Below are 24275 nucleotides of genomic sequence, written 5' to 3' on the forward strand. Positions count from 1 at the left end.
ATGAATATGCCCATTCCTGAAATGAAAGCCCGGCACAGTGCCAAAGACCAGACCCGTTTTGCGGCGCTGTGGCGCCCAGCGCTGGTACAGGCGTTGGTCAAGCTCGACCCACGCCAGTTGCAGCGCTCGCCGGTCATGCTGGTGGTGGCGGTGACTGCGCTGCTGACCACGGTGCTGTGTTTTGCCCCTGGCAGTGGCGTCAGCCGCGGCGTGGCCGTGCAGATTGCCCTGTGGCTGTGGTTCACCGTGTTGTTCGCCAACTTTGCCGAAGCCCTTGCCGAAGGGCGCGGTAAAGCCCGCGCCGACAGCCTCAAGGCCGGCAGCCAAGGCTTGACCGCCCAGCGCCGTCAGCGTGACGGCCACTATGAAACGGTGGCTGCCGGCGCCTTGCGCAAAGACGATGTGGTGCGTGTGGTGGCCGGTGAAATGATCCCCGCCGATGGTGAGGTGCTCGAAGGGATCGCAGCGGTCAACGAGGCAGCGATCACGGGTGAGTCGGCGCCGGTCATTCGTGAATCCGGCGGCGACCGCTCGGCCGTCACCGGTAACACCCGGTTGGTTTCGGACTGGCTGGTGATCCGCATCACCAGCAACCCGGGCGAGTCCACCCTGGACCGCATGATTGCCCTGGTCGAAGGTGCCAAGCGGCAGAAAACCCCCAATGAAGTCGCCCTCGACATCCTGCTGATCGGGCTGACGCTGATCTTCCTGATCGTGGTGGTGACCTTGCAGCCATTCGCCCACTTTGTCGGCGGCAGCTTGCCGCTGATCTTTCTCGCTGCCTTGCTGGTGACGTTGATCCCCACCACCATCGGTGGCCTGTTGTCGGCCATCGGCATTGCCGGTATGGACCGGCTGGTACGGCTTAACGTGATCGCCCGCTCGGGCCGTGCCGTGGAAGCGGCCGGGGACGTGCACACCCTGATGCTCGACAAGACCGGCACCATCACCTTCGGCAACCGCCGTTGCAGCGCGCTGCACGCCGCACCGAGCGTCACCGCGCGGGAACTGGGGGAGGGTGCCCTGCTGGCCTCGCTGGCCGACGACACCGCCGAGGGCAAGTCGATCGTCGAGTACCTGCGTCAGTTGCATGACGTTGTCGAGCCCCCTGCCGGGCACTACGAAGCCGTGGCGTTCAGTGCCGAAACGCGTCTGTCGGGCATCGACTTCCAGCAGCGCCGCTACCGCAAGGGTGCCGTCGATGCGGTGCTGGCATTCGTCGGCATGCAGCGCCTGGACATGCCGCCAGCGCTGGCCCGTGAGGTTGAATGCATCGCCCAGAGCGGTGGCACGCCCTTGCTGGTGTGCCTGGACAAGCGCCTGCTTGGGGTGATCCACCTCAAGGACGTGGTCAAGCCTGGCATCCGCGAACGCTTCGCCGAATTGCGCAAGCTGGGTATCCGCACCGTGATGGTGACCGGCGACAACCCGTTGACGGCTGCTGCCATCGCAGCGGAGGCCGGGGTGGATGATGTGCTGGCCGAGGCCACGCCGGAGAAAAAGCTGGCGCGCATTCGTCAGGAGCAGAACGACGGCCGTCTGGTGGCCATGTGCGGCGACGGTGCCAACGACGCCCCGGCGCTGGCCCAGGCCGACGTGGGCATGGCCATGAATGACGGTACCCAGGCGGCGCGCGAGGCGGCCAACATGGTCGACCTGGACAGCGACCCGACCAAGCTGTTGGACGTGGTGCAGGTCGGCAAGCAGTTGCTGGTGACCCGGGGGGCGCTGACCACCTTTTCCATCGCCAATGACGTGGCCAAGTACTTCGCCATCCTGCCGGCGCTGTTCGCCGCCATCTACCCGCAGTTGGGTGTGCTCAACCTGATGCACCTGGCCAGCCCGCAAAGCGCGATCCTTTCGGCCATCGTGTTCAATGCCCTGATCATCGTCGTGCTGATTCCTTTGGCGCTACGGGGTGTGCGGGTCCAGGCGGCCAGCGCTGCCCACCTGTTGCGGCGCAACCTGTTGATCTACGGGTTGGGCGGCATCGTGGTGCCGTTTGCCGGCATCAAGCTGATCGATCTGTTGCTCAACGCCCTGCACCTGGTCTGAGGAGGCCACCATGAACGCTTATCTACGCCCTGCCTTGAGCTTGGCCTTGACGATGACCTTGATCACTGGGGCGCTTTACCCGCTGGCGGTGACCGGCGTGGCCCAAGTGGCTTTCCCGGTACAGGCCAATGGCAGCCTGGTGCGCGATGACCAGGGCCAGGTGCGGGGTTCGGCCCTGATTGCCCAGAACTTCCAGGGCGATGGCTGGTTCCATTCACGGCCTTCGGCAGGCGCGTATGCCACCGTGGCCAGCAGCGCCAGCAACCTTGCGCCGAGCAACCCGGCGCTGGTGGAGCGGGTCCAGGGTGATGCGGCGCTGCTGTACCAGGCCCAGCAAGGGCCGGTACCGCAGGCGCTGCTGACCACCTCGGGCAGCGGCCTGGACCCGCACCTGCCACCGGCGGCGGTGGCCTACCAGATTCCCCGGGTCGCAGCGGCGCGGCAGTTGCCTGTGGCGCGCTTGCAAGCCTTGCAGGAAGAGGCCACCCTCAGGCCTTTGATCGGCCCGCCGGTGGTCAATGTGCTGGCGTTGAACCGGGCCCTGGAAAAGCTCGCCAGCAAGAGCAAAGGATGAAACATGAGTGATTCCGCGCGTGCAGACGCGTTGTTGGCTACCTTGCCGCGCACCGGCCGTGGCCGGCTGAAGGTGTTCCTCGGTGCTGCGCCGGGGGTGGGCAAGACCTTCGCCATGCTGCAAGCCGCGCATGCCCAGCAACGCCAGGGCGTGCAGGTAGTGGCCGGGGTGGTCGAAACCCACGGCCGTTGCGAAACCGAGGCGCTGCTTGCCGGCTTGCCGCAGCAGCCCATGCTGCGCAGCCAGTACCGGGGGGTCACCCTTGAGGAAATGGACCTCGACGGCCTGCTCGCGTGTGCGCCAGCCTTGGCACTGGTCGATGAGCTGGCGCACACCAATGCCCCCGGCAGCCGCCACGCCAAGCGCTGGCAGGACGTGCAGGAGCTGCTGGCCGCGGGCATCGACGTGTACACCACGGTCAATGTGCAGCACCTGGAAAGCCTCAACGACAAGGTGCGCGACATCACCGGCGTGCACGTGCGCGAAACCTTGCCTGACTGGGTGCTGCAGGAAGCCTTTGAGCTGGTGCTGATCGACCTGCCACCGCGTGAGCTGCTGGAACGCTTGCGTGAAGGCAAGGTGTACGTGCCCGAGCAGGCGCGGGCCGCCATCGATGCGTTTTTCTCGCAAACCAACCTCACCGCACTGCGCGAACTGGCCATGCAGACGGCCGCCGCCCAGGTCGATGCCGACCTGGCCCATGGCTACCGCCAGCGCGGGCAGGCAGCCCCCGCGTTGCGCGGCCGGCTGCTGGTCGGTGTGGATGGCGATGATCAGGCCGAGCGCCTGGTGCGTCACGCCAGCCGCGTGGCCCAGCGCCGCCACTTGCCGTGGAGCCTGGTGCACGTGGACAACGGCCGTTTGCGTGACGAGGCAGCCCGCCAGCGCCTGCAGGCGGCCCAGCAGTTGGCCGAGCGCCTGGGAGGCGAAGTGGTGCTGCTGCGCGCCGGTGAAGTGGCGCGCACGCTGATCCAGCATGCGGCCGAGCGGCGCGCCAGCCTGGTACTGGTCGGCCAGTCGCGCGACCGTGTGCACCGGCGCTGGTTCGGTGCAGGGGTGGCTGCCCGGCTGTTGCGTGAAAGCCATGGGCTGGAAATCAACGTGCTGGACCGCGATGTACAGCCCTCGGCGCCGCGTTCGGCGGTGCGCCGGGTGTGGGTCTGGCGGCACTACCTGTTGGCGTTGCTGGCCACCGGGATGGCCGCAGGCCTGGCTTGGGCGGTGTCGAGCGTGCTGGCACTGCCGAACATCTCGCTGGTGTTTCTGGCCGCGGTGCTGCTGGTGGCGGTACGCAGCAGCCTGGGGCCGGCCCTGGCCTGCGCGGCACTGTCGTTCCTGGCGTATGACTTTCTGTTCATTCCGCCCAATTTCTCGTTCAGCATCCAGCGCGAAGAAGATGTGCTGACGCTGGTGTTCTTCCTGCTGATGGCCGCCCTTACCGGCAACCTGGCCGCCCGCCAGCGCCGCCAGCTGCAGGCGCTGCGCGAAACCCAGGCGCAGACCAGCCAACTGCTCGACCTGTCGCGCAGGCTGACAGTGGCCACTGACCGCCAGGCCGTGTTCAACGCCGCCGGGCAGCACCTGGGCGGCTGGCGCGACCTGCAAGTGTGCCTGCTGCAGCGCACTGCCGATGGCCAGCTGCAGGTGGCCAGCGGCGAGCAGCAGGGCTTCAGCGCCACCGAGCGGGCCGCCGCCGATTGGGCCTGGCAACACGGGCAGGCCGCCGGGCACGGCAGCGACACCCTGCCGGAGGGGCGCTGGTGGTGGTGGCCACTGGCGGTGGATGAGCAACCGCTGGCGCTGTTGGGCGTGCGCCCACGTTCAGGCCAGCCGCTGAGCGACCCGCGTCGGCGCCTGCTGATCGCCCTTGGCCAGCCGCTGGCCCAGGCCCTGGCCCGGGCCCGCCTTGCCGAACAACTGGAAGCCGCGCGCTTGCATGGCGAGACCGAGCAGCTGCGCAGTGCCTTGCTGGCTTCGGTGTCCCACGACCTGCGCACCCCATTGACGGCCATGCGCGGCAGCATCGACAGCTTGCTGGCGCTGGGCGAAGCGATTCCGCTCGACGACCGCCGCGAGCTGTTGGAGGGCACCCGCGACGAGGCCGAGCGCCTGGACCGCTACATCCAGAACCTGTTGGACATGACACGCCTGGGGCACGGTGGCCTCAAGCTGGCCCGCGACTGGGTGGCGCCAGCCGATATCGTTGGCAGTGCGCTCAACCGCCTGCGCGTGGTGTTGGCGCCGCTTCGCGTGCACACCGACGTGCCCGGTGATCTGCCGCTGCTGTTCGTGCATGCGGCATTGATCGAGCAGGCATTGGTCAATGTGCTGGAGAACGCTGCGCGCTTCTCGCCGGCCAATGGTCGGCTGGAACTGCGGGTGGCGGTGCAGGACGAGCGGCTGTGCCTGACCGTGAGCGACCAAGGGCCGGGCATTCCCGTGGGCGATCGCGAAAAGATCTTCGACATGTTCTACACCGCCGCCCGTGGCGATCGCGGCGGGCAGGGTACCGGCCTGGGCCTGGCCATCTGCCAGGGCATGATCGGTGCCCATGGCGGGCAGATCCTGGTGGGCGAAGGCATTGATGGCCAGGGCACCGGCATCACTTTATGCTTGCCGCTGCCCCCGCAACCTGCAGCCGAAAGTGAAAGCCCATGAGCCAGCCCGCCACCCTGTTGGTTATCGACGATGAACCGCAGATCCGCAAATTCCTGCGTATCAGCCTGGCCTCGCAAGGTTACAAGGTGCTTGAGGCCGCTACCGGCGCCGAAGGCTTGGCCCAGGCGGCCCTGGGTAAGCCGGATTTGGTCGTGCTGGATTTGGGCCTGCCTGACATGGACGGCCAGCAGGTGTTGCGGGAGCTGCGGGAATGGAGCTCGGTCCCGGTGTTGGTGCTGTCAGTGCGTGCCAGTGAGCTGCAGAAGGTCGATGCGCTGGATAGTGGGGCCAACGACTATGTGACCAAGCCGTTCGGTATCCAGGAATTTCTCGCCCGGGTCCGTGCATTGCTGCGCCAGGTGCCGCAAGCCGGGGGCTCGGAAGTGGCGGCCAGCTTCGGGCCGTTGACGGTGGACTTCGCCTTTCGCCGGGTAACCCTGGAGGGCGTGGAAGTGGCGCTGACACGCAAGGAGTATGCGCTGCTGGCGTTACTGGCCGGGCACCCGGGGCGAGTGATGACCCAGCAGCAGTTGCTCAAGGATATCTGGGGGCCCAGCCATGTGGAGGATACCCATTACCTGCGCATCGTGGTCGGGCACCTGCGCCAGAAGCTAGGCGATGACCCTACGGCGCCACGCTTCATCATCACCGAGGCGGGGGTGGGGTATAGGCTGGTGGCGCCTGTTGCCTAGCGGAAAGTCGCGCTCGTTGCGGCGGGATCACGCAGCGCCGACCGCGCGGCTGCCTGGGGTGGAACAGGTTCTTCGCCCGGTGAATTGAGCATCGGGTGACTTCAAGGTGCGGTTCTTGACTCCAGATCCATTTCGGCCGGCCACTCCACTTTAGGGGCCAGGCGCAAGGCGAACTCACACCAGAGTACGTCGTTGTGATCCTTGGGCTCCCCAGGTGGGGGCAAGGCGCTGGGGCCTTGCTGCATGTAAGTGCAGATGTAAGCCCAGGCATGCTGGTCCGCCCCCATGGTACTCAGGGGAAACCGGTCGATGACGTTGTTCGTTCCGGGTGCGACGATGGACAGCACCACCCCACATTTGAAACTGGGCGCACCGCTTCCCGGCAGGCCACGCTGAAACCAGCGCTCGGCGCGCACTTGCGACCAGTCGTAGCAGACTGGCTCGACTCTCCAGGTTCCGAAAGGCTTCCACCAACAGTATTTGAAGTTGTAGGCATAGATTTTTTTTCGTTTCCGGTTGAAACGAATGGGTTCGTCGCGGGGGAGAGATAGACTGATTCGAATGAAAAAAACGGATCCCCATACTCCGCTGACTAATGAAAAAATGCTAATGATTAGGAACTCAAAGTCAAATTGTTCGAGAGTTTTTATTGTCTCAATGGGTAAGTAGGCAGTGAAAAAAATAACGGGCAGTGAAATTATGGCCATTAATTCCCTGGCTCCGCTTATAGCTCTAGCTATTTCAAGGTAGATTGAATCTTGGTGGTTTGGGGGTTGGTAACCTAAGCCAGGTATACTTGTGCAGGGAGCATCGGGTAGGGGAAGGTCTTCCTTCCAACCAGCACAAGGAGGATTCAGTAGCGGCCGGGGCATTAGAAGATACTCCAGGTGGAATTAATTTTATTCTCGATTGTTATCACTTTTGCATGGTTCGATTTATCGTGTCTGTTGGGCCAATAGGCAAGAGTCAACTCTATCCCCTCTATATTATGATTGTCCGAAAGGGGAAGTGAGCCAGTGATGCGAATGGTTCTGTCGAGGGCTTTGAAGATAAAGTGTTTATCGAGACTCGCAGGCTCAGCGAGGACACCTTCTGAAGCTCTTGAGTTGTATTCGATTCTCCCGGTATCAGAGTTATAAGCGGCGATGCAACATGGTTGACCAACGCGTGATGGGATTATTACAAGATGCCATTCGTACTGCGTCAATTCGGAGGTCGGGTTCGGCAGACTGAGATTTACGTCTAGATAGAAGCCCGCCGCAACAGCGTTTCCGTCATTAAGCATCCCTCCTGCTGAATATGGCGTATTTGCGGTGTGGGAGGAATGAAATCTCGTTTCGATCGACACGTAAGCGTGTAGACCAATGACTGCTGCATTGAATGCGCTAACAGCGTTGTCGAGGTCTTTGTCTTCGATCCAGCGTCGATGGCCCTCTGGCTTTCCCCATTTACTGTGTCGTGTCCACAGCTCTAACAATGAAGACTCATGGTCTTTGGCGTTTATCGCCAGTGCGTAGGCCGCCAGTCCAAGTAAAACAACAGTGCCTAGCGCGATGAGAAGAGAGGTCGTCAATACGGCGTTAACAATGCCAGCGCCAGCAGAGAGTACTGATGCTGCGGCTGCGTGCTTGTATGAGAGGCTCGCTAACTCATCACCCTCACGGCCAGTTCGAAGGCCGGCATTCCAGTACTGCACGGCATCCATAACACCAGCCATCGCCGCGATGCCACCGCCGTACCGCGCAATACTGATGCCCAAACCCGCCGTTAGTATCTGCCCAGGGCGCTGTGTACGTGCGAATACCTGCGCAACAACCAGTCCTGCGGCCTCAACACTGGCACCCAGCACCCCCAGCGATGAAGACCAGACCGCCGCCTGCGCCTCGGGGTTGTGCTGATGTGTTTGCTGTAACGCCCGGTAATTTCTGCGCAGGCTGTCCTGCTGAAACCACAGCCCGCCCAGCGCAAGCAGCAGGCCGACGCTGCCCGTACCGGTCGCCGCATCCCGCAGGCTACGCATTGCATCGCTGGCCACGCTTTGCGCCGCCATCGAACTGATCTGCAGCCCGGCAGACACCTGTGCCTTTACCGAGGCTGCACCGATCGCCACATTGCGCACCAGCGCGCCGAAACCTTCGGCCGTCGACGACTTCAGCTGGACCAACCGTGCCTGTAATTGCTCGGCGCTCTCGAAGGTCCACAGCACCACGTCGATCATCTGGTTGCGGTTACCGACCGCGGCGATATGGATTGCGCCGCTCAGCACCATGGCGCGGACCTTGCGCCCCACGGGGTCGCGGAACTGCTGGTCGACTTGCTGCAAAAATGCATCGGTGCGGATTTGCAGGGCCTCGTCGAGCACGCTCAGGTACTCGCCGACGGTCAATGAAACCCGCAGCGGGGTTACGTGCTGCCCGGCATACAGCGCGAAAGCCGCACGGTGCACATGGCCGACCAGGGTGCGGCTGTGTTCGCTGAGGTGCTGGGCGAGCGTATTCCCTGCGCTGGTGGTCGCGGCCAGCAGTTGACCGATGGCATCCTGCAGCGGCTTGACCATCAGCAACTGGCCCTCGGGGGTGCCAGCGATGGCTTTGATGATGTCGTAGACCTTGCCGAAGTCGTCGCCTGCCAAGCCGCCGATCACGTGCTGCAGCAGCGTCTGGTTCCTGGCCATCAGCGCCTGGTACAACAAGCTGTGCTCGTCTTCCAGCAGGTGCTGCCAGACGAGCTGCGTCATACCCAGCGGCTGACCTTCCTCGGGCACCAGTTCGCTAGGGCCACCGGCCAGGCAGTTGGCCATCATCTGGATGAAGTACTCGACCGAGACCGGGTCGGCAGCGTCGTAGTCGAAGCGACTGATCTGGTGAAACGCCGGCTGGGCGTGGTGCAGCGCGTACAGCTGGCCAACCTGGTCGATCATCGACTGCCAGTGGTGCAGTTCACGGTCGTAGCCAGCCTGGAACGCCGCGCGGGCGCTTTCGTCATAGCGCGCTTGCAAGCGGTCCCGGGCTTGCTCCTGGTTGCGGGCGGTGTTGCGGCGTGTCTGCCTTGCGATATCCACTGGCGGCAGGTGCGCCTTGATGCCGACGGGGCTGTTGTTCCACTGTTCGACCTGGCGTGCCTCACGCTCAGCTGCCTCGGCGCCCTGTGCGGCGGCCGTGGCCGCGTGCAGTTGCTGGATGCCCAGCAACGCCTGGGAGGTGAAGTACTCGAAGTGCCGCTGCGGCTGCGCGCGCCACGCCTGCATGGCCTGGACCCAACCTGTGCGCTGGGCGTTCAGTTCCACCACCATGCCGACGGGGTCGGGCAAGGTCAGTGCCAGCACACCGTTTGGCAGTTGTTCCCGGGCAATGACGGTACGCAGATAGTTGTGGGTTTCGGACCACCGACCCAAACGGCTGTAGAAGCCGTGAGCACTCGTGAACCGGGCCGATGAAAAGGTGGAGAACTCGAGCACGCCCTCCATGCCGAAGCGGAAACTGTCGGTCATGGCGATGCCGAGGCTGGCGGGGTCATTGCGTGCGCGGTGCAGGTCGACTTCGACGAAGCGGGCGAGGGTGGCTGGGTCTGACTGGGCGATGCCTTTGCGGTAGCGGTCGAGCACGGTGCGCGGCCAGGGATCGTTGGCGAAGGCAACCCATGCGGTGCGGTACAGCGACGTGTCGAGGTTGATGAACGAGGCGATGACGTCATGGCCTGCGGTGGCACACCATTTGGGCAATGGCCTGGGCGGCCCCAGCGGCATCTGCGATACCGGAAACCGCTGCAAGGTGGCATCGGCCGCCACTGCGTAGGCCTGCCAGGTGGCCTGGTCGAGCAGCACGTAGACGTAACCCTGGCGCAACAGGCGGAGCTGGTCGGTATGCATCGGGTGGTAGGTGATTTCGCTATCACTGGCCCAGCGAAACAGGTGCCCGGCATCGGGGCGCGGGGCATAGGCCTCGCGCAGCAGCAGGATGGGCAGGCCAATACGCCCGCAGGCGTTGCAGCCACCGTGGCTGTTGGGGATTTCTTCCTGCATGGCGGCATGGATGTTTGCACTGATGCTCATGAGTAGCCTCTTGCCTGCGGCAGGTCGGCGACGATGCGTGCCCAGGCACTGTCGCCGTAGCGGGCGAAGCAGGCTGCCAGGCGCTGCTGGCCAGCCACTGCCTGTGCCACGTCGCGCTGGATGGTCGGGTGCTGCAGCAGCAAGGGGTGGATCATGAGCAGGTGCAGGCACATGCACTGGATATCGGCACGGTCGCGCAGGCCCTGCCTGAAGGCCCTGATCATCAGGTTCATGACATGGACGGGGGCGTTGGCCGGCAAGCCGGATGAGCCTGGGCATTGGCCACGGGGGGCGCCAGTTTGCGTGGTCGCCAGGCGATGCCAGGCACTGAGCAGTTGAATGATCTGGGGCGCGACGTTCTGGGTTGCGCGGACTTCACGGGTGATGCGCAGCTCGCCAGCCGGCGATGGCCGTTCGAGCACCGTGCAACTGCCGCAACCATCGGGATGCAGCCAGCTGCGAATTGGCCCGAGTACTGCGCCAGCATTGTTCAGGGTGACGCGCAGCAACGCCAGCCTCACGGGTTCGTACCAGGCCGTGATGCCATGCGGGGCGGGCTGATGCAGCACATGGCACTGCTGGCTGATGTGCCGGGCAATGGCTTCGGCGGGTTGATCGCTGAGCAACCAGGCACACACATAGTGCCAGGTGGCCGTAGCCTCTCGGGCGGCGTAGGTTGCGCTCAATGCGGCCAGAGCGCCGCATGCCTGGCCGGGGCGGGCCAGGCGCACCAGCGCAGGCCAGCGTTCAGGGGCCTGCACCAGGCCGCTGCTGTCGATGCGCGTTACGGCGTCACTGCCCAGCGCCTCGGCCAGCATGGTGATGTCCAGCGGGTGCCCGCTCGGGCAGCCAGCGAAGGGGGCCAGCAGCAGGTAAAAGGCTTCATCGCGGTGGCGGTGGCGGTGCGCGAAGTCATCCACCGACTGTTGGTAGCCGCGTGCGGCTTGGCTCGACATGAGAAGTTCCTTTTCTTCCGGATGGCGAGCGCGAATCTAGCGAGGAATCGCTTCAGTGGGCAGTTACTGGAGTCTTAGCGGGCTGTAGGAATTTTCTTTTTTTGAATCTGCCCGCACCGTACCGCCGGCACCTATTGGCTTAGCCGGGCGCTGGGCAATCACCGTTCAGGCCCTGGGCGGCTCTGCCTCGAAGCACTGGCGCATGACGTCCAGATAACGGCGGGCGCCCAGGCCCAAGGGGCGTGCCTTGAGCCAGATGATGTCCACCCACAAGCGCAAGCGGCTGGCCATGTTGTCGAAGCGCACTTCGGCCAGCGCGCCGGATGCAATCAGTGGTTCCACCAGGGGTTGTGGCAGGTATGCCCAACCCAGCCCGGACTGCACCAGATCCAGGGTGGCCAGGTAGCTGTCGGTCAGCCAGATGCGCCGCGACAGCACCATGCGCGGGTCCGAGCCGGTGGGCTTGCCCGAAGCCACGATGATTTGCCGTTGCTCGGCGAAGGCTTCTTCGGGCAACGGCGTGCCGCTGTTCTGCCCGGCCGGATGGCGCGGCGAGGCCACCGCAACCAGCAGTTGGCTCCCGGCTTCGAGGAATGACTCGCGCTCATCGATGCCTGGCCGCTCGAACACCAGTGCCAGTTGCACGCTGCCTTCGTGCAGCAGGCGAATGGCCTCGGTCTGGGTCGCCGAGCGCACTTCCACTTCCAGGCTGGGAAACGCCTGGGCGAGGGTTTCCAGTGGCTGGCTCCAGCGCCCGGTCTGCAGTTCGGGCGCCATGGCGATGGTCAGGCGTTTCTCCAGGCCTTTGTGCAATTGCAGGGCCTGGGCATCAAGCAGATTGAGCTGGCAGATCACTTGCCTGGCTTGAGGCTCCAGGGCCAGGGCGGCGCTGGTGGGCAGGGCCTTGCGCGTTGCCCGGTCGAACAGCGGCAGGTCCAGTTCGGCCTCGAGTTGAGCGATTGCCATGCTTACCGCGGACGGTACCCGCCCCAGCTTGCGGGCGGCGGCGGAGAACGAGCCGGCATCCAGCACTGCGAGGAAGATTGCCAGGGAGTCGCTGGAGAAAGCCATGTTCGCTGAACCTGATGTGGAGGCGTTGATAGCCGATGGTACTGGATGGGGTGGCCGGTGGAGGGTTCGAGTTTTTCGAGGCCTGAAATCGCGCGCCTTGAAGGCGAACCCTTCACAATTCAACTTTTACCGCGGGGCAGGGCTGCAGCGTGGGAGCGCAGGACTCCCACCGAGGGCGGGGGAAAATCAGAGGTCGATGGCTTTTGCGGCGATGCGTGCCTGGTCCAGCAGCACATTCAGCTCGGCGACCTGCTGGCGCAGTTGGTCACGTTCGTCTTTGAGTTTACGCAGCTCATCACGGCGCACGGAGACATAGAGGGTCTGGGTTGGGGTTGCAGGCATCAAGGTACCCATGAGCACACCTCGCGGTTTTGGCTGGTGACAATTCAAAGCGTAGACGCTTCTGGCGGGCGCATTTTGAATTCTTTCACAAGCCTTGGGAACTTTTTTGTTTATCGTGGTCTTGCCGTTCGTCGCTGAACCCTCGGGCGGCATGCTGGACTAACCTGAACAGCTGGACTGTTGTCATTTATTTCGAAAGGGGAGCATCGGCTCATGCAACTGGGAATCGTCGGGCTGGGCCGCATGGGCGGCAATATCGCAAGGCGCCTGATGCGCGCTGGCCACCGCACCGTGGTGCACGACCGCAACCGCGAGGCGGTTACCGGCCTTGAAGGCGAGGGCGCCCAGGGCGCACACGACCTTGGCGCGCTGGTGCAAAAACTGAAAGCGCCACGCGCGGTGTGGGTGATGCTGCCGGCTGGCGAGCCGACCGAGCAGACCATCGCGCAACTGGCCGAGCTGCTGGAGCCGGGCGATGCCATCATCGACGGCGGCAACACCTTCTACAAGGACGACATGCGCCGCGCCGCCGAGCTGGCCAAGCGTGGCCTGCATTACCTGGACGTAGGTACCTCTGGCGGGGTATGGGGCCTGGACCGCGGCTACTGCATGATGATCGGTGGCGAGAAGGACGTGTTCGAGCGCCTGGAGCCGCTGTTCAAGGCGTTGGCACCGGGTGTAGGGGACATTCCGCGCACCCATGGCCGCAGCGGCGAACACCAGCGCGCCGAGCATGGTTATATCCACGCTGGCCCACCGGGTGCTGGCCACTACGTGAAAATGGTGCACAACGGCATCGAGTACGGCCTGATGCAGGCCTATGCCGAAGGCTTCGACCTGCTTCGCAGCAAAGGCGGCAACGAACTGCCGGAAGACCAGCGCTTCGACCTTGATGTGGCCGAAATCGCCGAGGTATGGCGCCGGGGCAGTGTGGTCACCTCGTGGCTGCTCGACCTCACCGCCGATGCGCTGGTGGCCGACCCGCAGCTGTCGCAGTTCAGTGGTTCGGTATCCGACAGTGGCGAGGGCCGCTGGACCATCGATGCCGCCGTGGAGCAGGCAGTGCCGGTACCGGTCCTGTCCAGCGCATTGTTTGCCCGTTTCCGCTCGCGTCAGCAGCAGGGCACCTACGGTGACAAAGTGCTCTCGGCCATGCGCCTGGGCTTCGGTGGCCATGTCGAGAAAAAAGACGAATGACTAAAAAGAGCACTCCGGCCGCACCCCCCTGCACGCTGTTTCTGTTCGGCGCCAATGGCGACCTGGTCAAGCGCTTGCTCATGCCTGCGCTGTACAACCTCAGCCGCGACGGTTTGCTCGACCGCAACCTGCGCATCGTTGGCGTTGATCACAACCCTGCCACGGCCGAGGAGTTTGCCGCACGCCTGCATGCGTTCATGGCTGAGCGGGACAAGGGCGGCGAGGGCGCCGCGCAGTGCCTGGACGAAAAACTCTGGGCGCGGCTGGCCAAGCGCCTGGACTACCAGACGGGCGATTTTCTCGACCCGGCCACTTACCAGGCCCTGGGCAAGCGCATCGAGAAGACCAGCCACGGCAACGCCATCTTTTACCTGGCCACCTCGCCGCGTTTCTTCCCTGAAGTGGCCCAGCGCCTTGGCGAGGCCGGCTTGCTCGACGAGTCTGCCGGCGGCTTTCGCCGGGTAGTGGTGGAGAAGCCGTTCGGCACCGACCTGGCCAGTGCCGAGGCGTTGAACGCCTGCCTGCTGAAGGTGATGGGCGAGCGGCAGATCTACCGTATCGACCATTACCTGGGCAAGGAAACGGTGCAGAACATTCTGGTCAGCCGGTTCTCCAATGGGCTATTCGAGTCTTTCTGGAACAACCACTACATCGACCATGTGCAGATCACCGCCGCAGAAACCGTCGGTGTCGAGACGCGGGGTGGCTTCTACGACGCCACCGGCGCCTTGCGCGACATGGTGCCCAACCACCTGTTCCAGCTGCTGGCCATGGTTGCCATGGAACCGCCGGCAGCGTTCGGCGCCGACGCCGTGCGCGGCGAAAAGGCCAAGGTGATCGGCGCCATCCGCCCGTGGTCGGCGAAGATGGCGCTGAAGCATTCCGTGCGGGGCCAGTACAGCGCCGGCAAGCAGGGGCGCAAGCACCTGCCCGGCTACCGCGAGGAGGCCAACGTCGCGCCCGACAGCCAGACCGAAACCTACGTGGCGCTGAAGGTGATGATCGACAACTGGCGTTGGGCGGGCGTGCCGTTCTACTTGCGTACCGGCAAGCGCATGAGCGTGCGTGACACCGAGATTGCCATCTGTTTCAAGCCGGCACCGTACGCGCAGTTCCGCGAGTCGGAGCTGGAGCGGCCCAAACCCAATTACCTGAAAATCCAGATTCAGCCCAACGAAGGCATGTGGTTCGACCTGCAGGCCAAGCGCCCCGGGCCGGAGTTGGTGATGGAGAACGTCGAGCTGGGCTTTGCCTACAAGGACTTCTTCAAGATGACCCCGGCGACCGGCTACGAGACCTTGATCTATGACTGCCTGACCGGTGACCAGACCCTGTTCCAGCGGGCCGACAACATCGAGAACGGCTGGCGTGCCGTGCAGCCGTTCCTCGACGCCTGGGCCCAGGGGGGCGAGGTGCACGAGTACCCGGCGGGTGAAGATGGCCCCGAGGCGGGCAATGACCTGCTGAGCCGGGACAAGCGGGAATGGCACCGATTGGGGTAACAGGTTTGTCAGCGTGTGCCGGCCGCTTCGCGCGTGAAACCCCTCTGACAGGTGCTGCACAACCCCTTGGGCGGCGCGGCCCTGTGGGGCGGGTTGACAAGCGAAAGGGCCAGCACAGGCAACCACTTTAAGGAAACGCGATGCCCGCCCACATAGAAGATTACGCCCTGCTGGGCAATTGCCGCAGCGCCGCCCTGGTCAGCCGTGATGGCTCGCTCGACTGGCTATGCCTGCCACGCTTCGACGCCCCGGCCGTGTTCGCCGCCTTGCTGGGCAACGAAGAAAACGGCCGCTGGCGCCTGGCCCCTTGCGACCCGGTCGAGCACTGCAGCCGGCAGTACCTGAACGATACGCTGGTGCTGGAAACTACGTGGGTCACTGCCACTGGCCGGGCCCGCGTACTCGATTTCATGCCGCTGGGTGACGTCAACGCCGTGGTGCGCATCGTCGAAGGTCTCTCGGGCGAAACCAATTTTGAAATGGACCTGGTCATGCGCTTCGATTACGGGCGCAGCGTGCCATGGGTCGAACGCCTGGACCCGCTCACCCTCAGCGCGGTGGCCGGCCCCGACCGCCTGATCCTGTGCAGCACCGTACCGCCCCATGCCCGCGACCACCACACCGGCGCGCGCTTTCGCGTGGCGGCCGGCCAGCGCCAGGTGTTCAACCTGCGCCACCAGCCCTCGCACCTGCCGGTGCAGCCCGGCTGCGATGCCGACGCGGCCCTGGCCTATACCTGCGAGCACTGGCAGGCGTTCGCCGACCGCTGCCCTCAGGTGGGCCCCTACAGCGCACTGGTTCGTCGCTCGTTGCTCACCCTGAAAGCCATGACATATGCGCCTACTGGCGGCATCGTTGCGGCCGTCACCACGTCGTTGCCGGAACAACTCGGCGGCGAGCGCAACTGGGATTACCGTTTCTGCTGGCTGCGCGACGCCACCATGACCTTGCTGGCATTCATGAACCTGGGCTATTTCGACGAGGCCCAGGCCTGGCGCGAATGGCTGCTGCGCTCGGTGGCCGGCAACCCCGAACAGATGCAGATCATGTACGGCCTGGGTGGCGAGCGCGACCTGCAGGAATACACCTTGCCCTGGTTGCCGGGTTACGAGCACTCGCAACCGGTGCGGGTGGGCAATGCCGCGTCGGCCCAGGCGCAGCTGGATATCTATGGCGAACTGGCCGATGCCATGAGCCAGGCAATCAAGGGCGGCTTGCCGCGCCATCCGCGTAGCGCCGCCATCTCCCGGCTGATCCTGCCTTATGTGGAACGTATCTGGCGCCAGCCGGACGAGGGTATCTGGGAGGTCCGCGGCGGCCGCCAGCAGTTCGTGCACTCCAAGGTGATGGCCTGGGTGGCGTTCGACCGCGCTGCCGGCTTGGCAGACACCACCGAAGAAGGCCGTGAGCATGGCCAGCATTACCGCCAGGTGGCCGACCAGATCCGCCGTGAAGTGTGTGAGCAAGGGCTCGACAGCAGCGGCAGTTTCTTCGTTCAGGCTTATGGTTCGGATGAGATGGACGCCAGCCTGTTGCAGATCGCCCTGACCGGCTTCCTGCCTGCCGATGACCCGCGCTTTCTGCGCACACTGGAACAGATCGAGCAACGCTTGCTGAAAAACGGTTTGCTGATGCGCTACGACAGTGACAGTGCAGGCGATGGCCTGGCCCCGGGCGAGGGTACTTTCCTGGTGTGCTCGTTCTGGCTGGCCGACGTCTACATCCTGCTGGGCCGGATGGCGCAAGCGCAAGCGTTGTACGAGCGTTTGACCGGCCTGTGCAACGACGTGGGCCTGCTGGCCGAGCAATACGACCCGGCCTGCCAGCGCATGCTTGGCAACTACCCGCAGGCGTTCAGCCATATCGGCATCATCAACACCGCCCTGAACCTCCAGCAGGCCAGCTGCCCGGCCCGCGACCGGGCCAGTTGCGGTTAAGCCGGCTGCACCAGATTTGTGCGCGCTCCGGCAAGCGAGCGGGGTAGACTAGGTCAAATCTCATTCGGCAAGGAGCGTACATGGGTATCCGCGGTTCGGATCGGCAGATCGACAACATCGAGTTCAATGTCAGCGACATCGCGCGCAGCAAGGCGTTCTATGGGCATGTTTTCGGCTGGCGCTTCACCGACTACGGCCCAACCTACAGCGAATTCAGCGATGGCCGCCTCACGGGCGGCTTTACCACGGGGGAGCCGGTACGCCCGGGGGGCGCGCTGGTAATCCTTTACGCCGATGACCTGCAAGCCACGCAGCAGCGCGTGACCGCGGCGGGGGGCAGTATCAGCCGCGCGACCTTTGCCTTCCCCGGTGGGCGGCGTTTCCATTTCATTGACCCGGACGGTTATGAACTGGCGGTGTGGACGGCTCAAGCCTGATGGCCAATCACAAGATCGAAATTCGCCGGCGCAACGTTGGCAAGATCCTGCAAGCGGCGGAAAAGGTGTTCGCCGAAAAAGGCTACGGCGCGACCTCCATGGGCGATATCGCCGAGCAGGCTGAACTGCCGCGTTCCAACCTGCATTACTACTTCAGCACCAAGGACGAGTTGTTCCGCGCGGTGCTGCAGGACCTGCTGGACGTGTGGAAGCAGGACGCGCTGTGTTTCGAGAATTTCGACGACCCACGGGTGGTCCTGACCAGCTACATCCGCGCGAAAATGGGGCATTCGCGGTCACGGCCGCTAGGCTCGAAGATCTGGGCCGAGGAAATGCTGCATGGGGCACCGGTGCTGGGGGGCAACCTGGATGACAGCCTGGTGCCGTGGGCCAAGCTGAAGGAGGCGAAGATCCGCCGCTGGGTGGAGGAAGGGCGCATTCTGCCGGTCGAGCCCTCGGCGCTGCTGTACATGATCTGGGCCTCGACCCAGCATTACGCCGACTTCGGTTACCAGGTGCAGTTGCTCAACGGCGGCGATGAACTGTCGGACCTGGCGTTCGAAAGTGCGGTGCAAACGGTGACCAGTGTGATCCTGCGGGGGATTGGCCTGGAGCCGTGACCGGCCATGCCTGCCGCGCACGGTCTTTTTGCTGCCAACAAAAAGGCCGTGCCAGTACGGCGGGCGCCGGTCTACATCAGCTCGCTTCGCGGTAGGGGTTGCGCGGGTCCTGGGTCCAGTTCAGGTAAGGCTTGCCGGTGTCCTGCGCCTGCATGTCGATGCAGTTCTCCACCGGGCAGGTGATCTGGCACAGGTTGCAGCCCACACATTCTTCCTCGATCACGCTGTAGGCATGCGTACCGTCTGCCTTCAGCGTACTGGCGATGGCCTGGTGCGAGGTGTCCTCGCAGGCGATGTGGCAGCGACCGCAACCGATGCAGGCTTGCTGGTCGATATGCGCCACCGACTTGTAGTTGATGTCCAGGTACTTCCAGTCGGTGGTATGCCCTACCGCCTGGCCCCGGAACGCCTCGATGTTGGCGTGGCCGTGCTGGTCCATCCAGCGGGCCAGGCCGTCTTTCATGTCTTCGACGATGCGAAAGCCATGCAGCATGGCCGCCGTGCACACCTGCACCGCGCCGCTGCCCAGCGCCATGAATTCGGCCGCGTCGCGCCAGTTGCCGATGCCGCCGATGCCGCAAATCGGCAGGCCATGGGTGGCCGGGTCACGGGCAATCTCCGCGACCATGTTCAGGGCGATCGGCTTCACCGCCGAGCCACAGTAACCGCCATGGGTGCTCTGGTCACCGACGATGGGGTGGGCGACCATGCGGTCAAGGTCGACGCTGGTGATCGAGTTGATGGTGTTGATCAGCGACACTGCATCGGCCCCGCCGCGATGCGCAGCCCGTGCCGATTGGCGGATGTCGGTGATGTTCGGCGTCAGCTTGACGATCACCGGCAGCGAGCAGTGCTGCTTGCACCAGCGGGTGACCATTTCCACGTACTCCGGCACCTGGCCGACCGCCGCGCCCATGCCGCGCTCCGGCATGCCGTGCGGGCAGCCGAAGTTCAGCTCGATGCCATCGGCGCCGGTGGCTTCCACCAGCGGCAGGATGAACTTCCACGACGCTTCCTCGCACGGCACCATCAGCGACACGATCAACGCGCGGTCGGGCCAGTCCTTCTTCACCTGGGTGATTTCGCGCAGGTTGATTTCCAGTGAACGGTCGGTGATCAGTTCGATGTTGTTGATGCCCTGCACCTGGCGGTTGGCGCCGTAATGGGCCGAGTAGCGCGACGAGACGTTGACCGCGGCCGGGTCTTCGCCAAGGGTCTTCCACACCACGCCACCCCAGCCGGCTTCAAAGGCGCGGACCACGTTGTAGGCTTTGTCGGTGGGCGGCGCGGACGCCAGCCAGAACGGGTTGGGGGCCTTGATTCCGGCGAACACGATAGACAAGTCGGCCATTACGCTGCCTCCACGTTGAGCATGAGTTGGGCATGGATGGCTTCGGCGGCCACTTTGCCGTGTTGTACGGCCTGAACGGTGAGGTCCTGGCCCAGCGCGGTGCAGTCGCCACCGGCGTATACCCCTGGCAGGCTGGTCTGCATGTTCACGTCAACGCGAATACGCTCACCGTCGCGGGCCAGTTGTGCGGCCACAGGGTCGGCGAGGCTGCTGTCGTCGAAACGCTGGCCGATGGCCTTGAAGATGGCGTCGGCGGCCAGTTCAAAGGTTTCGCCGGTGTCGCGCAGGCGGCCGTCGACCAAGGCTGTGCGGGCAAAGCGCATGCCGCGCACGTTGCCGGTGTCATCCAGCAGCACGCTGTCGGGGCGGGCCCAGGTGTGCAAGCGCACCTGGTTGGCCTTGGCGATGTCCTGTTCGTGCCCGGTGGCCCCCATGTCGGCGTGGCCACGGCGGTACACCAGGTTGACGTCGCGTGCACCTAGGCGGCTCATTTGCACTGCCATGTCGATGGCGGTGTTGCCAGCGCCGATCACCAGGCAGCGCTCGGCCAGCGGCAGTTGGCTGAGGTCGTCTGCCTGGCGCAACTCGCGGATGTAAGCGGTGGCGGCGAGCAGGCCGGGGGCCTCTTCATCGGCCAGCCCCAGCTGGCGCACGGCATTCAGGCCCAGGCCAAGGAACACCGCATCGTATTGTTCGCGCAGTTCGCCCAGGCTGAGGTTGCCCCCCAGGCGCTGGCCATGGCGCAGCTCGATACCGCCGATGCCCAGCAGGAATGCCACTTCCCGCTGGGCATAATCGTCCACCAGCTTGTAGCGGGCGATGCCGTATTCATTGAGGCCACCTGGCTTGTCACAGGCTTCGAACACCACCACGTCATGGCCATGCATGGCCAGCCGATGCGCGCAGGCCAGCCCCGCAGGGCCAGCGCCGACCACCGCAATGCGCTTGCCCGTGGCCGGTGAACGCTGGAACGGGTGTTCGCTGAACCGGGCATTGTCCAGGGCATAGCGCTGCAACTGGCCGATCAGTACCGGGGCGCATTCCTGCGCGTTGTTGCGCACACACGCTTGCTGGCACAGGATTTCGGTCGGGCAGACGCGGGCGCAGCTGCCGCCGAGAATGTTGGCCGACAGAATCCGTTCGGCAGCGCCTTGCAGGTTCTCGTCGCTGATGCGGTGGATGAATGACGGGATGTCGATTTCGCTGGGGCACGCGTTGACGCAGGGGGCGTCGTAGCAATAAAGGCAGCGGGCGCTTTCCACGGCGGCCTGGCGCGCGGTGAGGGGTGGGGCCAGGTCGCTGAAGCACTCGGCCAATTGGTCGGCGCCGGCCCGGGGGCGCGGCAAATGGTTCAGGGCGTCGATCACGGTTGTAGCCTCTCTATTTTTTTGGTTCAGGCGACAGCTGTTGTGGTGGGATCGGGGGCCGCTGTGCGGCCCATCGCGACGCAAGGCCGCTCCTACAAGGGACCGCGCATTCCTGTAGGAGCGGCCTTGTGTCGCGATGGGCTGCGCAGCAGCCCCAATGGCTTCAGCGCTGAACGGGCGTCGGCCGCTGCTGGTCGGCCCGACGCTCCAGCACCTCATACACCGACGGATACGCCGGCCGCTCCACATAGCGCCCCGCGCCCGCCTCGGCGCGCAGGTCGCCATCAGCCCAGACCACTTTGCCCTGGCTGATGGTGTGGCTGGGGACGCCACGTACAGTGCGGCCTTCGAAGATGTTGAAGTCCACCCGCTGGTGGTGGGTCTGGGCCGAGATGGTGCGTGTGCCTTGCGGGTCCCATAGCACCAGGTCGGCATCGGCCCCAACGCGGATGGCGCCCTTGCGTGGGAACAGGTTGAAGATCTTCGCCGTGTTGGTAGAGGTCAGTGCCACGAACTCGTGCATCGACAGGCGCCCGCTGTTGACCCCGGCATCCCACAGCACCGCCATGCGGTCTTCGATGCCGGCGGTGCCATTGGGGATGCGGCTGAAGTCATCCCGGCCCATGGCTTTCTGTTCGGCGCAGAAGCAGCAGTGGTCGGTGGCGGTGGTGTGCAGGTTGCCCGCCTGCAGCCCGCGCCACAGCGCTTCCTGGTGCTCGCGCGGGCGGAACGGCGGGCTCATGACATAGCCGGCGGCTGTGGCCCAGTCCGGGTCACGATAGACACTGTCGTCCAGCAGCAAGTGGCCAGGCAGCACTTCGCCGTAAACCGGTTGGCCCTTGGCTCGCGCATAGGCGATTTCATCCAGCGCCTCGCGGCTGGAAATGTGCACCAGGTACAGCGGTGTACCGAGGGTTTCGGCAATGCGGATAGCGCGGCTGGCCGCCTCGCCTTCAACCTGCGAAGGGCGCGACAGGGGGTGCGCTTCCGGCCCGGTCAGGCCCTGTGCCAGCAGCTTTTTCTGCAGGTGGAACACCAGCTCGCCATTTTCGGCATGCACGGTGGGCACTGCACCTAGCTGCAGGCAGCGCTCGAAGCTGGCCACCAAGGTGTCGTCGGCCGCCATGATGGCGTTCTTGTAGGCCATGAAGTGCTTGAAGCTGTTCACCCCATGCTTGGCCACCAGTTCGCCCATCTCCTCGGCCACCTGCTCGCTCCACCAGGTGACGGCGACGTGGAAGCCATAGTCGCTGGCACTTTTCTGGGCCCAGCCGCGCCAGGTGTGAAAGGCCTCCAGCAGTGACTGCTGCGGGTTGGGAATGACGAAGTCGATGATCGATGTGGTGCCGCCCGCCAGGCCGGCGGCGGTACCGCTGAAGAAGTCTTCACTGGCCACGGTGCCCATGAACGGCAATTGCATATGGGTGTGCGGGTCGATGCCACCCGGCATCAGGTATTGCCCGCTGCCGTCGAGGATCTCGCAATCGGTCGGCGCTTCCAGGCCAGGCCCGACTGCTCGGATCAGGCCATCGGCACACAGCACATCGGCGGGGTAACTCTCTTCGTGGGTAACAACGGTGGCGCCACGGATCAACAGGGACATGCCGTTTACCTCGCAGGCTGACCGGTCTTGGCCGGTTCTTGGAATTTTCGGGAGCAGGGCAGGGGTTTAATCCTGTCATACCTGACAAGATTCGAGGCTAGATGCTGATCCTGAATTCAGCAAGAAAATTTCCTATTTATTTGGTGGTCTTTAAGTCGTTGATTTGCATGAATTAAATATTTCGATCCCGCCTAGCTCGGGGCTTTCAGGGTTTTTGACTAACTTGACAAGATAGAAAATTGGTCGAGATTTCTAAGGCACTTAGACGCGTGTGTACTCCGGCCATCGAATTAGCCCGATGAGCAGACAACTAGAAAAAGTCTGGAGAAAGGCCCATGCAACAGAGCAGATCGCAAGTGGTCGAGCAGGATGGCCTGTTCGAGCTGGCCGAGGGCAGTGATGTTCTCGACAGCCCGCGCTACAACCACGACATCGCCCCGACCAAGGTGCACCAGCGCACCTGGAACAAATGGCATATCACGGCCCTGTGGGTAGGCATGTCCATCTGCGTGCCAACCTACACCCTCGGCGGCGTGCTCACAGCCTACTTTGGCCTCAGCGTCGGCGAGGCGTTGCTGGCGATTCTGCTGGCCAACCTCATCGTGCTGATCCCGCTGACCCTCAACGCGTTTCCCGGCACCAAGTACGGCATCCCGTTTCCGGTGCTGCTGCGCTCGTCGTTCGGCATTCTGGGCTCCAACGTACCGTGCTTGATTCGCGCCGTGGTGGCCTGTGGCTGGTTCGGCATCCAGACCCTGTTCGGCGGGCTGGCTATCCACCTGTTCCTGGGTTCGGTGTTCGACGGGTGGAAGGCCTTGGGCGGTGTCGGCGAGGTGATCGGGTTCATGATCTTCTGGTGCCTGAACCTGTGGGTGGTACTGCGCGGCGCCGAGTCGATCAAGTGGCTGGAAACGCTTTCGGCGCCGCTGCTGGTGGCCGTTGGGCTGGGCCTGCTGGTGTGGGCCTTGCCACACATGTCGATGACCGAACTGCTGGCGCAACCGCCCAAACGCCCTGAAGACGCCAGCGTGGTCAGCTACTTCTGCGCTGGGCTCACGGCCATGGTCGGCTTCTGGGCCACGCTGTCGCTGAACATCCCCGATTTCAGCCGTTATGCCCGCAGCCAGAAGGACCAGATCCTCGGGCAGATCTTTGGCCTGCCGCTGACCATGTTCCTGTTCGCGGCCTTGGGTGTGGTGCTGACTGCGGCCTCGGCGTCGCTGGTGGGCGAAACGGTGTCCGACCCGGTCAGCCTGATCGGCAAGATCCACAGCCCGTTCTGGGTCGCCCTGGCCATGGCGCTGATCGTGATCGCCACGCTGTCGACCAACACTGCGGCGAACATCGTGTCGCCGACCAACGACTTCCAGAACATTGCCCCGCGCCTGATCGGGCGTAGCCGTGCGGTGTGGCTGACCGGCTTCATCGGCCTGGCGCTGATGGGCCACGAGTTGCTGAAGAAACTGGGCTGGATCGTGTCCGACCTGAGCCTGGAAAGCGTGTACTCCAATTGGTTGCTGGGCTACTCCAGCCTGCTCGGGCCGATAGCCGGGATCATGGTGGTGGATTACTTCCTGATCCGCCGGCAAAAGCTGGACCTGGCCGGGCTGTACCGCGACGACGTGTACCCGGCGTGGAACTGGGCCGGCTTCGCCGCCTTCGTGCTGCCCGTGGGGTTGACGGTGCTGGCGATCGGCAACAGCAGCTTCAGCTGGTTCTACGACTATGGCTGGTTCACCGGCTCACTGCTGGGGGCGGCGTTGTACTGCGTGTTCGCTGGCTTGGCGGCGCGCAGCCCGGCGCGGCTGGTCAAGCCCTTGCCCTGAGACCGTGTCTGCTTCTTCGCGGGCGTGCCCGCTCCC

At 64.2% G+C, this 24275-nt stretch carries 18 protein-coding genes; 10 read left to right on the forward strand and 8 right to left on the reverse strand.

Annotated elements, in window-relative coordinates; all coding sequences use genetic code 11:
* Genes kdpB through ACF8SD_RS04695 form a run of 4 tightly spaced genes read left to right on the forward strand, consistent with a single transcriptional unit; the run spans nucleotide 1 to nucleotide 5979 of the window.
* Nucleotides 1–2055: a potassium-transporting ATPase subunit KdpB gene (gene kdpB / locus ACF8SD_RS04680; protein WP_392483957.1), complete on the forward strand. Its 2055-nt coding sequence runs from the start codon at nucleotides 1–3 to the stop codon at nucleotides 2053–2055.
* A gap of 10 nt (nucleotides 2056–2065) precedes the next feature.
* Nucleotides 2066–2629 (forward strand): potassium-transporting ATPase subunit KdpC, encoded by a 564-nt coding sequence (kdpC, locus tag ACF8SD_RS04685; RefSeq protein ID WP_173888301.1) that lies wholly within the window; start codon nucleotides 2066–2068, stop codon nucleotides 2627–2629.
* A gap of 3 nt (nucleotides 2630–2632) precedes the next feature.
* Nucleotides 2633–5287 (forward strand): DUF4118 domain-containing protein, encoded by a 2655-nt coding sequence (locus tag ACF8SD_RS04690; RefSeq protein ID WP_392483958.1) that lies wholly within the window; start codon nucleotides 2633–2635, stop codon nucleotides 5285–5287.
* A complete protein-coding gene (locus ACF8SD_RS04695) occupies nucleotides 5284–5979 on the forward strand; it encodes a response regulator (protein WP_173888305.1) in 696 nt (231 codons plus the stop codon). The genes ACF8SD_RS04690 and ACF8SD_RS04695 overlap by 4 nt, the downstream gene beginning before the upstream one ends.
* A 101-nt stretch (nucleotides 5980–6080) precedes the next feature.
* On the opposite strand, the gene ACF8SD_RS04700 is transcribed toward ACF8SD_RS04695, so the two are convergent.
* The 5 genes from ACF8SD_RS04700 to ACF8SD_RS04720 all read right to left on the reverse strand — a co-directional run bounded on the left by ACF8SD_RS04700 (nucleotide 6081) and on the right by ACF8SD_RS04720 (nucleotide 12411).
* Entirely contained in the window at nucleotides 6081–6686 is a 606-nt protein-coding gene (locus tag ACF8SD_RS04700) for a DUF6708 domain-containing protein (RefSeq protein ID WP_249414331.1), read from the reverse strand.
* A 164-nt stretch (nucleotides 6687–6850) separates the two neighbouring features.
* Nucleotides 6851–10030: a T6SS effector BTH_I2691 family protein gene (locus tag ACF8SD_RS04705; protein WP_392483959.1), complete on the reverse strand. Its 3180-nt coding sequence runs from the start codon at nucleotides 10028–10030 to the stop codon at nucleotides 6851–6853.
* Complete coding sequence (locus ACF8SD_RS04710) at nucleotides 10027–10986, reverse strand: hypothetical protein (RefSeq protein WP_392483960.1); 960 nt, start codon at nucleotides 10984–10986, stop codon at nucleotides 10027–10029. Before ACF8SD_RS04710 ends, ACF8SD_RS04705 begins: the two co-directional genes overlap by 4 nt.
* Before the next feature lie 165 nt (nucleotides 10987–11151).
* Nucleotides 11152–12057, reverse strand: a complete 906-nt coding sequence (locus tag ACF8SD_RS04715) for a LysR family transcriptional regulator (RefSeq protein ID WP_029887476.1) — start codon at nucleotides 12055–12057, stop codon at nucleotides 11152–11154.
* A gap of 186 nt (nucleotides 12058–12243) precedes the next feature.
* Nucleotides 12244–12411 carry a DUF6026 family protein gene (locus ACF8SD_RS04720; RefSeq protein WP_009683150.1) on the reverse strand — a complete coding sequence of 56 codons (168 nt, stop codon included), beginning with the start codon at nucleotides 12409–12411 and terminating at the stop codon, nucleotides 12244–12246.
* A 201-nt stretch (nucleotides 12412–12612) separates the two neighbouring features.
* On the opposite strand from ACF8SD_RS04720, the gene gnd reads away from it, so the two are divergent.
* The 5 genes from gnd to ACF8SD_RS04745 all read left to right on the forward strand — a co-directional run bounded on the left by gnd (nucleotide 12613) and on the right by ACF8SD_RS04745 (nucleotide 18092).
* Nucleotides 12613–13596 (forward strand): phosphogluconate dehydrogenase (NAD(+)-dependent, decarboxylating), encoded by a 984-nt coding sequence (gnd, locus tag ACF8SD_RS04725; RefSeq protein ID WP_029887475.1) that lies wholly within the window; start codon nucleotides 12613–12615, stop codon nucleotides 13594–13596.
* Nucleotides 13593–15098, forward strand: coding sequence for a glucose-6-phosphate dehydrogenase (gene zwf / locus ACF8SD_RS04730; RefSeq protein WP_392483961.1), 1506 nt, complete (start codon nucleotides 13593–13595; stop codon nucleotides 15096–15098). Before gnd ends, zwf begins: the two co-directional genes overlap by 4 nt.
* Before the next feature lie 140 nt (nucleotides 15099–15238).
* The gene (locus ACF8SD_RS04735; protein ID WP_392483962.1) at nucleotides 15239–17035 is read left to right on the forward strand and encodes a glycoside hydrolase family 15 protein; all 1797 of its coding nucleotides are present in this window, start codon (nucleotides 15239–15241) and stop codon (nucleotides 17033–17035) included.
* Between the two features lie 80 nt (nucleotides 17036–17115).
* Nucleotides 17116–17472 (forward strand): VOC family protein, encoded by a 357-nt coding sequence (locus ACF8SD_RS04740; protein ID WP_173888314.1) that lies wholly within the window; start codon nucleotides 17116–17118, stop codon nucleotides 17470–17472.
* Nucleotides 17472–18092 (forward strand): TetR/AcrR family transcriptional regulator, encoded by a 621-nt coding sequence (locus tag ACF8SD_RS04745; protein WP_173888316.1) that lies wholly within the window; start codon nucleotides 17472–17474, stop codon nucleotides 18090–18092. The genes ACF8SD_RS04740 and ACF8SD_RS04745 overlap by 1 nt, the downstream gene beginning before the upstream one ends.
* Nucleotides 18093–18168: 76 nt before the next feature.
* On the opposite strand, the gene preA is transcribed toward ACF8SD_RS04745, so the two are convergent.
* The 3 genes from preA to hydA form a co-directional block, all read right to left on the reverse strand.
* Nucleotides 18169–19443 carry an NAD-dependent dihydropyrimidine dehydrogenase subunit PreA gene (preA, locus tag ACF8SD_RS04750; protein WP_054911519.1) on the reverse strand — a complete coding sequence of 425 codons (1275 nt, stop codon included), beginning with the start codon at nucleotides 19441–19443 and terminating at the stop codon, nucleotides 18169–18171.
* Nucleotides 19443–20810 carry an NAD(P)-dependent oxidoreductase gene (locus tag ACF8SD_RS04755; protein WP_392483963.1) on the reverse strand — a complete coding sequence of 456 codons (1368 nt, stop codon included), beginning with the start codon at nucleotides 20808–20810 and terminating at the stop codon, nucleotides 19443–19445. Before ACF8SD_RS04755 ends, preA begins: the two co-directional genes overlap by 1 nt.
* 163 nt (nucleotides 20811–20973) lie before the next feature.
* A complete protein-coding gene (gene hydA / locus ACF8SD_RS04760) occupies nucleotides 20974–22413 on the reverse strand; it encodes a dihydropyrimidinase (RefSeq protein ID WP_009683141.1) in 1440 nt (479 codons plus the stop codon).
* 335 nt (nucleotides 22414–22748) lie between these two features.
* Between hydA and ACF8SD_RS04765 the strand changes: the two genes are divergently transcribed.
* On the forward strand, nucleotides 22749–24239 hold the full coding sequence (locus ACF8SD_RS04765) for an NCS1 family nucleobase:cation symporter-1 (protein ID WP_392483964.1): 1491 nt from the start codon (nucleotides 22749–22751) through the stop codon (nucleotides 24237–24239).
* Nucleotides 24240–24275: the final 36 nt, after the last annotated feature.

The organism is Pseudomonas sp. CJQ_9, from assembly GCF_043106615.1.
GTDB lineage: Bacteria > Pseudomonadota > Gammaproteobacteria > Pseudomonadales > Pseudomonadaceae > Aquipseudomonas > Aquipseudomonas juntendi.

What these genes read in the sequence shown, in the direction of transcription:
- ACF8SD_RS04735 (WP_392483962.1), top strand. Translation starts at nt 15,239, where the DNA reads ATGCCCGCCCACATAGAAGATTACGCCCTGCTGGGCAATTGCCGCAGC.
- kdpB (WP_392483957.1), top strand. Translation starts at nt 1, where the DNA reads ATGAATATGCCCATTCCTGAAATGAAAGCCCGGCACAGTGCCAAAGAC.
- gnd (WP_029887475.1), top strand. Translation starts at nt 12,613, where the DNA reads ATGCAACTGGGAATCGTCGGGCTGGGCCGCATGGGCGGCAATATCGCA.
- ACF8SD_RS04715 (WP_029887476.1), bottom strand. Translation starts at nt 12,057, where the DNA reads ATGGCTTTCTCCAGCGACTCCCTGGCAATCTTCCTCGCAGTGCTGGAT.
- hydA (WP_009683141.1), bottom strand. Translation starts at nt 22,413, where the DNA reads ATGTCCCTGTTGATCCGTGGCGCCACCGTTGTTACCCACGAAGAGAGT.
- ACF8SD_RS04690 (WP_392483958.1), top strand. Translation starts at nt 2,633, where the DNA reads ATGAGTGATTCCGCGCGTGCAGACGCGTTGTTGGCTACCTTGCCGCGC.
- kdpC (WP_173888301.1), top strand. Translation starts at nt 2,066, where the DNA reads ATGAACGCTTATCTACGCCCTGCCTTGAGCTTGGCCTTGACGATGACC.
- ACF8SD_RS04695 (WP_173888305.1), top strand. Translation starts at nt 5,284, where the DNA reads ATGAGCCAGCCCGCCACCCTGTTGGTTATCGACGATGAACCGCAGATC.
- preA (WP_054911519.1), bottom strand. Translation starts at nt 19,443, where the DNA reads ATGGCCGACTTGTCTATCGTGTTCGCCGGAATCAAGGCCCCCAACCCG.
- ACF8SD_RS04710 (WP_392483960.1), bottom strand. Translation starts at nt 10,986, where the DNA reads ATGTCGAGCCAAGCCGCACGCGGCTACCAACAGTCGGTGGATGACTTC.
- ACF8SD_RS04740 (WP_173888314.1), top strand. Translation starts at nt 17,116, where the DNA reads ATGGGTATCCGCGGTTCGGATCGGCAGATCGACAACATCGAGTTCAAT.
- zwf (WP_392483961.1), top strand. Translation starts at nt 13,593, where the DNA reads ATGACTAAAAAGAGCACTCCGGCCGCACCCCCCTGCACGCTGTTTCTG.
- ACF8SD_RS04705 (WP_392483959.1), bottom strand. Translation starts at nt 10,030, where the DNA reads ATGAGCATCAGTGCAAACATCCATGCCGCCATGCAGGAAGAAATCCCC.
- ACF8SD_RS04700 (WP_249414331.1), bottom strand. Translation starts at nt 6,686, where the DNA reads ATGGCCATAATTTCACTGCCCGTTATTTTTTTCACTGCCTACTTACCC.
- ACF8SD_RS04765 (WP_392483964.1), top strand. Translation starts at nt 22,749, where the DNA reads ATGCAACAGAGCAGATCGCAAGTGGTCGAGCAGGATGGCCTGTTCGAG.
- ACF8SD_RS04720 (WP_009683150.1), bottom strand. Translation starts at nt 12,411, where the DNA reads ATGGGTACCTTGATGCCTGCAACCCCAACCCAGACCCTCTATGTCTCC.
- ACF8SD_RS04745 (WP_173888316.1), top strand. Translation starts at nt 17,472, where the DNA reads ATGGCCAATCACAAGATCGAAATTCGCCGGCGCAACGTTGGCAAGATC.